12 protein-coding genes and 2 pseudogenes are annotated in these 9494 nt (G+C 70.2%); 11 read left to right on the forward strand and 3 right to left on the reverse strand.

From position 1 onward, the window contains the following. Positions 1-196: 196 nt before the first annotated feature. The gene (locus EFK10_RS45295; protein WP_127361466.1) at positions 197-1030 is read right to left on the reverse strand and encodes a transposase; all 834 of its coding nucleotides are present in this window, start codon (positions 1028-1030) and stop codon (positions 197-199) included. A gap of 184 nt (positions 1031-1214) precedes the next feature. Here EFK10_RS45295 and EFK10_RS45300 point away from each other — a divergent pair, with 184 nt between their 5' ends. Next, positions 1215-1520, forward strand: a complete 306-nt coding sequence (locus EFK10_RS45300) for a hypothetical protein (RefSeq protein ID WP_127361467.1) — start codon at positions 1215-1217, stop codon at positions 1518-1520. 111 nt (positions 1521-1631) lie between these two features. Here EFK10_RS45300 and EFK10_RS51660 read toward each other — a convergent pair whose 3' ends face one another. Both EFK10_RS51660 and EFK10_RS51665 read right to left on the reverse strand, forming a co-directional pair. Further along, positions 1632-1784, reverse strand: a complete 153-nt coding sequence (locus EFK10_RS51660) for an Hsp20/alpha crystallin family protein (RefSeq protein WP_240677869.1) — start codon at positions 1782-1784, stop codon at positions 1632-1634. Between the two features lie 79 nt (positions 1785-1863). After that, on the reverse strand, positions 1864-2004 hold the full coding sequence (locus tag EFK10_RS51665; RefSeq protein ID WP_240677870.1) for a hypothetical protein: 141 nt from the start codon (positions 2002-2004) through the stop codon (positions 1864-1866). Positions 2005-2249: 245 nt separating this feature from the next. On the opposite strand from EFK10_RS51665, the gene EFK10_RS45310 reads away from it, so the two are divergent. The 10 genes and pseudogenes from EFK10_RS45310 to EFK10_RS45355 form a co-directional block, all read left to right on the forward strand. Then, on the forward strand, positions 2250-3170 hold the full coding sequence (locus tag EFK10_RS45310) for a universal stress protein (RefSeq protein WP_127361468.1): 921 nt from the start codon (positions 2250-2252) through the stop codon (positions 3168-3170). An 18-nt stretch (positions 3171-3188) separates the two neighbouring features. Next, positions 3189-3401, forward strand: a complete 213-nt coding sequence (locus tag EFK10_RS45315) for a hypothetical protein (RefSeq protein WP_127361469.1) — start codon at positions 3189-3191, stop codon at positions 3399-3401. A 39-nt stretch (positions 3402-3440) separates the two neighbouring features. Then, positions 3441-3587: a hypothetical protein gene (locus EFK10_RS45320; protein WP_407647274.1), complete on the forward strand. Its 147-nt coding sequence runs from the start codon at positions 3441-3443 to the stop codon at positions 3585-3587. Further along, positions 3584-4043 (forward strand): annotated as a pseudogene (locus EFK10_RS45325) (Crp/Fnr family transcriptional regulator). Before EFK10_RS45320 ends, EFK10_RS45325 begins: the two are co-directional and overlap by 4 nt. After that, positions 4040-4363, forward strand: coding sequence for a ferredoxin reductase domain-containing protein (locus EFK10_RS45330; RefSeq protein ID WP_127361470.1), 324 nt, complete (start codon positions 4040-4042; stop codon positions 4361-4363). Before EFK10_RS45325 ends, EFK10_RS45330 begins: the two are co-directional and overlap by 4 nt. Before the next feature lie 397 nt (positions 4364-4760). Further along, entirely contained in the window at positions 4761-4964 is a 204-nt protein-coding gene (locus EFK10_RS48300) for an adenine nucleotide alpha hydrolase family protein (protein WP_164836459.1), read from the forward strand. Between the two features lie 194 nt (positions 4965-5158). Further along, on the forward strand, positions 5159-6511 hold the full coding sequence (locus EFK10_RS45340) for an IS110 family RNA-guided transposase (RefSeq protein ID WP_240677871.1): 1353 nt from the start codon (positions 5159-5161) through the stop codon (positions 6509-6511). 411 nt (positions 6512-6922) lie between these two features. Beyond that, positions 6923-7132 (forward strand): annotated as a pseudogene (locus tag EFK10_RS51675) (universal stress protein); the annotation flags it as partial. Positions 7133-7489: 357 nt separating this feature from the next. Then, a complete protein-coding gene (locus tag EFK10_RS45350) occupies positions 7490-8365 on the forward strand; it encodes a universal stress protein (RefSeq protein ID WP_127361473.1) in 876 nt (291 codons plus the stop codon). 22 nt (positions 8366-8387) lie between these two features. Continuing rightward, on the forward strand, positions 8388-9494 hold a 1107-nt coding region (locus EFK10_RS45355), incomplete at its 3' end, for a bifunctional aminoglycoside phosphotransferase/ATP-binding protein (protein WP_127361472.1).

Consider the following 9494-nt stretch of genomic DNA (forward strand, 5'->3'; position numbering starts at 1 on the left):
CGAACCGATGACGCCAGACGGGCCGATGAGCATGCCCTACGGCTCACCTCGAACCCCGCGGAACGTTCCCTGCTCACCACACGCCTGCGAGCCACCGATGACACCGGATGAAGGACGCTCGATCCTGTAGGACTCTGTCGCCCGATTCGGCGTTCCCGAACCCGATCGGCTTAGTACTGCAACCGCACTCACGCAATCACCGCAGGTCGAGTGGGGTGCATTGCATACCGGGCATGACGTGCTGTCGGCTTTCCGGATCGCTGACCAGCTGATTCGCGACCTCATCGAGCGCGGCGATCGCCGCCATCTGCTGACGAACCGTCACGGCGTAGGAATCCTGAAACCTGCCTGACCTGCGATGACGCAAAGAGTGCGGTTGCAGTGTCAGGGCCCTTCGCCGCACCGTCGTGGTGCCACGCGACGCCGAATATCTTCTTTCCCGACCGCTTGAACAGCGTGTCGTCGACCACCACCGTGATCGGCGAGTCGGCGGGTAGCAGACACCCACGATGACATCGGCCAACGCCAGCCCCACCTGGTCTGCATACCAGCGGGTCGTAGAGAAGAACCGATGCGCGCGGCTGTGGTGCCACAAGCGTTCCAGCCCGGCGCCCGGCAGCATTCCGCACACCGCGCGCCGCCACATCTGTGCGATCAACCCGACCACCATGCCGGCGAAGGTGCGGTAACCCGGAGCGGTGAAGCAGGAACGAAAAACCCTGCCCGTGCCGATAACCTCCTCCGCCCTGATGGGGGGCCGGTGTGCGGGGTGTTCGCGATGTCGAGCGCGGGCGCTCGAATGGGTGCCCTCGCGCGGCTGGTGACCGCCCGGCATGATGATCGGCCATGCTGCTGCGACTGGCTCACCTCCGCAGCAGCCGACTGATCGTCCTGGCGTATCCGTCCGGGGGTCCTCAGTCGTATCAGACCCGAATCCGCAGGTAGTGGCGGAGGTGGGAGGCTGATACGACGACAGGTGCGCTTCCGGTTTGAGAAGATCGAGGTTCCTACGCCTGGTCTGCTCGAACATGAAAGTGCACCTGTTCGAGTGAAGAAGATATCGCGTTGCCGCCGTACCGCCTCTCGCACGCCCAGCAAGCCCTGGAGGCGGCTGAACGCCCGGGTCGGTTCGCCGGATGGGTCGTTGACCGAGAACGGCGGTCTTGTGCTGGTGGCCGAGTTGGACCGGGCGCTGGGCGTCACGGCTGCGCTGGATGCGGGGACAGGCCCCGGTCAAGGAGCGTGACCGGGGCCTGACGGGCGGGGAGTTCGTGCTGGGGTGTGCGGTGGTGCAGTTGACTGGCGAGGACCACCTGGTCGGCTTCGACCGCCTGCGGGCGGATGCGGTCGGCGAGGGGCTGCGGCCCGCACCGGTGCCGGCCGCGACCACGGCCGCCACCCTCGCGGCCCGGTTCGGGCAGCGGCAGCGTGAGGGTATCGAGACCGCGTGCGCGCAGCTGACCGGGCGGGCGGTGGGCGCGCTGCCGGTGGCGGAGCGGGCTCGGGTGCTGTACGACTAGCTGTCACACCCCGGAAGGGAGAGGCGACATGCACCACCGAACGGTCGCAGAGCAGTTCGATGAAGTACTGGTCGCCGAGGTCGGCGTATTCCACGTCGTGGCGTTCGTGGATCACGTGAGGATGCCGTCCTTGTAGTCGGCGTTGGCCTGATCGCCCCGGGCCCCCGCGGGCAGCCGGACCGACCGCGCGAACGAGCCGTAGCGGAACTCCGAGCGGTGCTTTCCCTCGGTCTCCTCGCTCCGCTCCGCGCGCAGGGTCAGCACATCCCCTGGATACTGATCTCGAGGTCCCGGTCCGGGGCGATCCCGGGGAGTTCGGTACTGATGACGTACTTGCCGTCGGTCAGCTGCTCCTCGATGCGGTGCCGTGCAGCCTCGGAACGGTCCGCACGGCCGGCATCGCGGGGAAGCCCGCCTCCAGCCAGTCGAAGAGTTCGGGCAGCGTGAACGGCCACCCCTGGCGCCTCTCCAGCTTTCCGGCCATGGCTTGACTCCTCCGTCTCTCCTTCGGTTGCCGGTGCTTACACCAGGAATCTCCCGTGCCGACCGGGGCGCTCGCCAGGGGCCGGTGGGGGGCCGCCCGGGGACGAACGGCCCTGGGCCCGGCCGTCGGCCGGGAGTTCGCTGGAACGGGGAGTTGCACGCTATGGAGGTGCTCGTGGGATACGCGAGCGCACGCCCCCGGGCGGACGGAATCGCCCGGGATCCGACAAGTACGGGAGGCGGACGATGAGCGACACCGGCTTCGGCCCGGACACACCCCCGGTCCCGCCGGGATGCGTCGTGGTGGGGGTCGACGGCTCGGACCCTGCCGTACGGGCCCTGGACCGGGCCGCCGACGAGGCGCAGCGCCGGGAGACCACCCTGCAGATCGTCCTCGGTCTGCCGTGGCCCGAGCCGGCGGAGGTCGGCTTCGGACTGGACGCAGACCGTGACCGTCCCCCGGCCGAGGCGGCCCGGACCCTCCTGCGGCTGGCGGCGATGCTCGTCGCCGACCGGCACCCCGGGCTCCCAGTCACCCTGGAGCTGTCGGCCGAACCCGCGGCCGCGGCGCTGGTGCGCTGCGGCCGTACCGCCGCGCTCACCGTCGTCGGCACCCGCGGCCGGGGCGGCTTCGCCGGGCTGCTCCTCGGCTCGGTGGGGCTGCGGGTGGCGGCGCATGCGCACAGCCCGCTGCTCGTCGTACGGGGCGAGGACGCGGCCGCCCGCCGCGGCCTGCTGCACGACAAGGTGCTGCTGGGCCTGGCGGACGAGGAAGACGCCGAAGCCGCCCGGTTCGCGTTCGAGGAGGCCGTACGGCGGAGCGCGCGGCTACGGGTGCTGCACACCTGGACGCACCCGCATCTCCATCTGGGCGAATCGTCGGTTGCCGCACAGCAGGATCTCGCAACCCAGACTCGCCAGCACAAGGAACTCGCCCGCTATTCCGTGTCCGGGTTGATCGACCGATTCCCCCAGGTGGCCGTACGCGTGGACTCCGTCTCCGGCGCTCCCGCCCGGGCGCTGGTCGAGGCGAGCAGCGCGGCGGACGTCGTGGTGATCGGCGCCCACCGGCGGGACGGCGGGCTCGGGATGCGGCTGGGGCCGGTGGCCCATGCGGTGCTGCACTACGCCCACTGCCCGGTGGTCCTGGTGCCGATCAACGACTGAGAGCACAGGAGGTGACCCATGCGTACGACACTGACACCCGGGTTCAGCGCGCTGTTCTTCCTGCTTCTGGGTGTCGCGATGACCTTCGTGGCGACCGCGGTGCCCCCGGCGCTGGACTTCTGCGAGCGGCTTCGGAGCCGCTGGCGCCGGGCCGGCCGCAGTACCGGGCGGACCCCGCAGAGGGGCCGGTCGGCCCCAGCGCGCGACGCCCTTCCCGGCACACCCTGGTGAAGACAGGCCACTGATCGACCACGACCCCGGGCGGACGCCATGGCGGAATTCGACGCCACCCCAGCGGTCCTCGACCGCGCGGGGCTCGGCGCGCTCGTGACGACGCTGGCCGCGCACGACCGGACCGTGATCGGTCCGACCGTGCGGGACGCCGCGCTCGTCCTGGCCGAGCTGGCCCAGTCATGACCACCACCACGACAGGCCTGCTCGACGCACTGCCGCCGGAAGCCCGCGAACGCCTGATGCAACTCGCCCGCGACGTGTCCTTCCCGGCCCGGACCCGGATCTTCGAGGAGAGCCACAGGGCCGACCGGTTCTGGATCCGTACCGGCTCGGTCACCCTCGACCTGCACGTCCCCGGCCAGCGCACCGCGGTCGTCGAGACCCTCGGCCCGGGCGAACCTGCTCGGCTGGTCCTGGCTCTTCCCGCCCTGCACCTGGCACCTGGGGGCGCAAACGCAGAGCCCGGTCCGGGCGGAGGAGTACGACGCGGCCGTCGTCCGCGCGCTGTGCGAGGCCGATCCGGTGTTCGGCCGGGCGGTCTCCCGCCGGGTCGCCGAGATCATCGCGCACCGCCTGCGCGGAGCGCGCACCCGGCTGCTCGACCTCTACGGCCCGCAGGGCAGCGGAACGGACCGATGAGCGCTCCCCCGCTGCCGTACCGGGTGGTCCACCGCCGCCCGGAGAACGCCGACACCGTAACCCTGGTGCTGGAGCCAGTGGCCGAGCCCCTGCCGCCGTTCCGGCCCGGGCAGTTCGCGATGCTATACGCGTTCGGGGTCGGCGAGATCCGTCTCGGTCAGTGGCATCCCCTCATCGGCCACCGCCTGGCACACACCGGACGGGCGGTCGGAGCGGTCTCGGGGCACCGTGTGCGGCGGAGCCCGGCCAATCAGTCGGCGTGCGCGGCCCGTTCGGCACCGGATGGGAACTCGGCCGCGCCGACGGCGGGGATGTCCTGATCGTCGCGGGGGCATCGGCCTCGCACCACTACGTCCGCTGGTGCGCGCGGCGCTGTCGAGGCCGGGGGAGACACCACGTCAGTCTGCTGGTCGGCGCCCGCACCGGTACGCGCTCGCGGCCGACGGCACTGTAACCGAGGCCCGACTGGTCCCGCCGACCGCACAGAACCAGGGGGCCATCGAGGAGGACCTGCGCCGGGTGGCACAGGCCGCACTGGCGGCGGGGGAAGACTCTAATACGCCTGCTCGCCTCTGGCTCGGGACGCGCCATTGCGCTCGACGTCCGCCGGACGGCCACCAACCGATTTTCACCCGCTCAGGGTGGCGCCGTCAGGCGCTCGGATCACTAGCCCCGCAACCCCTCCTGTTAAGCCGCTCCGAGACACCCGGAGGAGACATGTCGGACCCCAGAAAACGCCGTCACATCACAGTGGGTGTCGACCCGCTCAAGCCGAGTCTTCTGGCTCTCGCCTGGGGCGCCGACGAGGCCGTGCAGAGGCACCTGGCAGTGCGCCTGCTGCTCGCGGTGCCCATGGAGGAGCACACCGACGTCGCCCACAGAGTCCCCCATATCCCCTGCGGGGACGCCTCACAGGCGTGAAAATGGGTCGTGGTGGCCGTCCGTCGACGTCGCTCCCTCTTTGGGACCCTGAGCCCGGGACAGAGTCTGGCGCCGGGGCCGGCCGGAGGGGCCGCGCACTGTCGCCTTCGAGCACGCCGTTCAGATTCTCGTTTCCCCTCACGGCCCTGCGGGCGGTTGCCGCCTGGCGGATCCGTGAAGTGGAGGGGATGTGGATGGACGAGTCCGAGCCGGTCGACCAGGCGGTGGAGTTGGTGGATCGGGTCGCTGCGGTCGATGTGGCCAAGGCGTCCGGGATGCTGTGCCTGCGCGTGCCGCACGAGAGGATCGAGGGACGCCGTACCCAGCGGGTGTGGAACGTGGCGGCGACCACAAACGCCATTTTGGAGTTAGGCGATCACCTGCTCTGCCAGGGCGTCACCCGGGTGGTCATGGAGGCCACGGGCAGTTACTGGAAGCCGTGGTTCTATCTTCTCGAAGCCCGTGGCCTGGAGTGCTGGCTGGTCAACGCCCGCGACGTCAAGAACGTCCCGGGCCGTCCCAAGACCGACAAGCTTGACGCGGTGTGGCTGTGCAAGCTCGCGGAGCGGGGTATGCTCCGGCCTTCCTTCGTGCCACCTAAGCCGATCCGGGAACTGCGCGACCTGACCCGGCTGCGCTCGGTCTTCATCGGCGAGCGCAGCCGAAACAAGCAACGCACCGAGAAGGTGCTTGAGGACGCGCAGATCAAGCTCTCGTCGGTGGCCACCGACATCTTCGGTGTCTCGGGACGCGCCATGCTGGAGGCGCTGATCGGTGGGGAGCGCAGTCCGCGGGCGCTGGCCGACCTGGCCCGTGGTCGTCTGGTCTCCAAGCACGATGCACTCGTGGAGGCACTGACCGGCCAGTTCGACGATCACCACGCCTACCTGTGCCGGCTGCTGCTGGACACCATCGACCGGATCACCGTCCAGGTGGAGGAGTTGTCGCAGCGGATCACCGTTCAACTCGCCGGGATCTGCCCGCCGGAGGCGGACGAGGGCGCAAGCCGGCCCCGGGGCGCCCCGGGCGGGACCGGCGGGGCGGGTCTGTTGTCGCTGGTCGAGCGTCTGGACGAGATTCCGGGGATCGGCCGGACCGCGGCCGAGGTAATCGTTGCCGAACTCGGCCCCGACATGCGGGTCTTCCCGACCTCTGGCCACCTGGTGTCGTGGGCCAAGCTCGCACCTCGCACCATTCAGTCCGGCGGCAAGAACACCTCAGGGCCCACCGGGCACGGCAACCCGTGGCTCAAGGGGATGATCGGGGAGGCGGCCATGGCCGCGGCCCGGACCGACACCTTCCTCGGAGCCCGCTACCGCAGACTCGTCAAACACCGAGGCCACAAGAAGGCCATCGTCGCGGTGGCCCGGTCGATGCTGGTGATCGTCTGGCACATCATCAACGACCCCGCCGCCCGCTTCGAAGACCTCGGGGCCGACCACCACCAACGCCTGGTCAACCCCGCCCGCAAGACCCAAGCCCTCGTCCGCCAACTCCAGGCCCTCGGCCACCAGGTCACCCTCGCCCCCGTGGAAACCGCAACCTAGCACCACAACTCTTCCAAGCCCGTCCGCCCGGCTGACGCCGTCCGGACGCTGCCGCCTGCCCGGCTGATCTGGGGTTTTCCGTTCAGAGGGCACGCCGCACCGTCTCGCCCTGCGCAAGTGGGGTGCGGGCTCACTTGAATCAGCGGCCTACTTCGTGCGGGCGCGCCATCCGGAGGGCCCTCTCGCTGTGCCACGAATCCGCGAAGGCGCACATGATCGTCCTTGGCACTCGCCGCCTCAGCCGGGCAGAGGAGATTCTTAGCGGCGGTTCCGTGGTGTTCCCGGTGACCGCACAGGGGTCTGTCCGGTCGTTGTGGTCGGCGATCCGGAACACATCACCCAGGAGCCGCCGTACCTCGTCGTTGGCGTCGACGGCAGCGTCTCTTCTCGCGCCGCGCGGTGGCGCAGGCCGTGGAGGAGGCGAGCCTGCGCGGTGCCGCATTGCGTGCGGTCTGGGCGTGGCCACGCCCGGTGTTCTCCCTCGGCGACGAGTCGGCAGGCTTCAACGAACGCCGTCGGCTGCTCTCGGAGTCCACGGCCGGGTGGGCGGACAAGTACTCCGACGTCCCGGTGACCCACGAGGTCGTGCGCGGCCACCCTGTGGAAGAGCTGGCCCGTAGCTCTGAACATGCGCTGGCCGTTGTCGTCGGAAGACGAGGCCGCGGCGGCTACTCAAGGCTCGCCTCGGATCCGTCGATGCCGACCACCAGGGGGATCGCCACTGCTCTTGCCTCCTCCTCATGCCGGAATCCGCGCCTTTCCGAGCCCTGCCACACCGGGGTCCGCATGCGCCGCAGGAAGGTTTGGGGTACTCCTCGAATGAGGAGCGGCCGCGCATTGGCGGCACAGGCGCTCGCACATCGAGTACCCCTCACGGTCGCCTGCACGGCCACTTTCAAGGGCACCGGGACGACAGCAGTCTGGACAGGCCTGCTCGTTCACCTCATTCCAGCTTCTTACGAGACGGAGGCAGCCGCCATGGAGCCAGTCGTCACCGTGGGCCTCGACGGCTCACCCGAGAGCGTTGCCGCAGCCCGTTGGGCCGCCGACGAAGCCGAGCGGCGCAAGCTCACGCTGCGCCTGCTGCACGCGTGGCCCCTGCTGGTGCCGGAACCGACCCGCATCCCCGCGGAGGTGGATCAGAATTACTGGGCGAGGCGGATTGTGCACAACGCGCGGGCGGAGCTCCAAGCGCGCCACCCAGGCCTGGTCATCGTCGGCAATCTGGTCGCCGACGACGCCCAGGACGCACTGCTGCATGCGGCGTCGGAGTCCGAGATGCTCGTGCTCGGTTCGCGGGGGCTGGAGCCCATCCAGAGCTACTTCCTGGGTGACATCAGCATGCCCGTTGTGGCACGGGCCGAGCGGCCGGTGGTCCTGGTACGTGCCCAAACGCGCGAGGAGGGGCCATTGCCCACGCCGGGTACGGCAGGCGACGTGGTGGTGGCACTGAAACTGCACGGGCCGTGTGAAGACGTGCTCGCATTCTCCTTCGGCACCGCCGCGGCGCGGGGCTTGCCTTTGCGGGCCGTCCATGGCCGGAGCGTGCCGCTCCACGCCTACGCTCCCTGGGGCGTCGATCATGACGTCACCAAAGAGATCACGCAGGACGCACAGAAGCACCTGAGGCAGGCCCTCCGCCCCTGGCGCGAGAAGTTCCCGCGCGTGGAGGTAGCCGACAGCATCCGTCTCGAAAGCCCCGCCAGTGCCGTCGTACGGGCCGCCGAGGGCGCCGGACTCCTGGTGGTCGGCCGACGCAGGCACCATCCCCCCTTGGCACCACGCCTGGGTCCCGTAGCCCAGGCCGCCATCCATCACGCACGCTGCCCCGTCGCCGTCGTCCCCCATGACTGAGCCGAGCCACCGCAGGGAGCCGATGGTGTCAGAACATCAGGCCGACGCGTCCGTACCTCGGGCCGGTACCGGCATCGACGCCCCGCCGCTCCCGCGCGCCGAGGTCTGCGAGACCCACACCGCGGTCGTGTTCTTCGTCGGTGACCGTGTCTACAAGCTCAAGAAACCGGTCGACCTGGAGTTCCTGGATTACACGACCGTGGCGGCTCGGCAGGCCGCGTGCGAGCGGGAAGTCGCCCTCAACCGTCGCTTCGCCCCCGACGTCTACCTGGGCCTGGGGGAGATCCGCAGCCCGGACGCGGACGTACCCGAACCGCTCGTGGTGATGCGCCGCATGCCGGCGGAGCGCCGCCTGTCCCGGCTGGTCCGGGAAGGCGCGGCCGTCGACGATGCCCTACGGGCCATCGCCCGGCTGCTCGCCACGCGTCACGCGGACGCGCCCCGCAGCCGGGACGTGGACGAGCAGGGGACGCGGGACGCGCTGGCGTCGCGCTGGGAAGCAAGCTTCAGACAGGTCCGCACGCTGGCCGACGACCACGTGCCCGACGACGTGGCGGAAGTCGAGCGGCTGGTGCGCCGCTACCTCTCCGGCCGCAAGCAACTGTTCGACACGCGCATCGAGCAGGGGCGAGTGGTCGACGGCCACGGCGACCTGCTCGCCCAGGACATCTTCTGCCTCGACGACGGCCCCCGCGTCCTGGACTGCCTGGAGTTCGACGACCACCTGCGCTACGTCGACGGCCTCGACGACGCCGCCTTCCTCGCCATGGACCTGGAACAGCTGGGTGCCCCGGAGGCCGCGCGATTCTTCCTCGCCCAGTACAGCGAGTACTCCGGCGACCCGGCACCACCGTCCCTGTGGCACCACTATGTCGCCTACCGGGCGTTCGTCCGTGCCAAGGTCTCCCTGATCCAGGCACGCCAGGGCGCGCCCGACGCGGCGGCGGCCTCACAGCGACTCGTCGTGACGGCGCTGCGTCACCTGCGTACCTCCGCTGTCGGCCTGACGCTCGTCGGCGGGCTTCCGGGCAGCGGGAAGTCCACGCTCTCCGGCGCGCTGGCCGATCGCCTGGGTGTCACGCTGGTCAGCAGCGACCGCCTCCGCAAGGAACTGGCGGGCATCCCGGCC

Source organism: Streptomyces soli (genome assembly GCF_003999195.1).
Lineage (GTDB): Bacteria > Actinomycetota > Actinomycetes > Streptomycetales > Streptomycetaceae > Actinacidiphila > Actinacidiphila soli.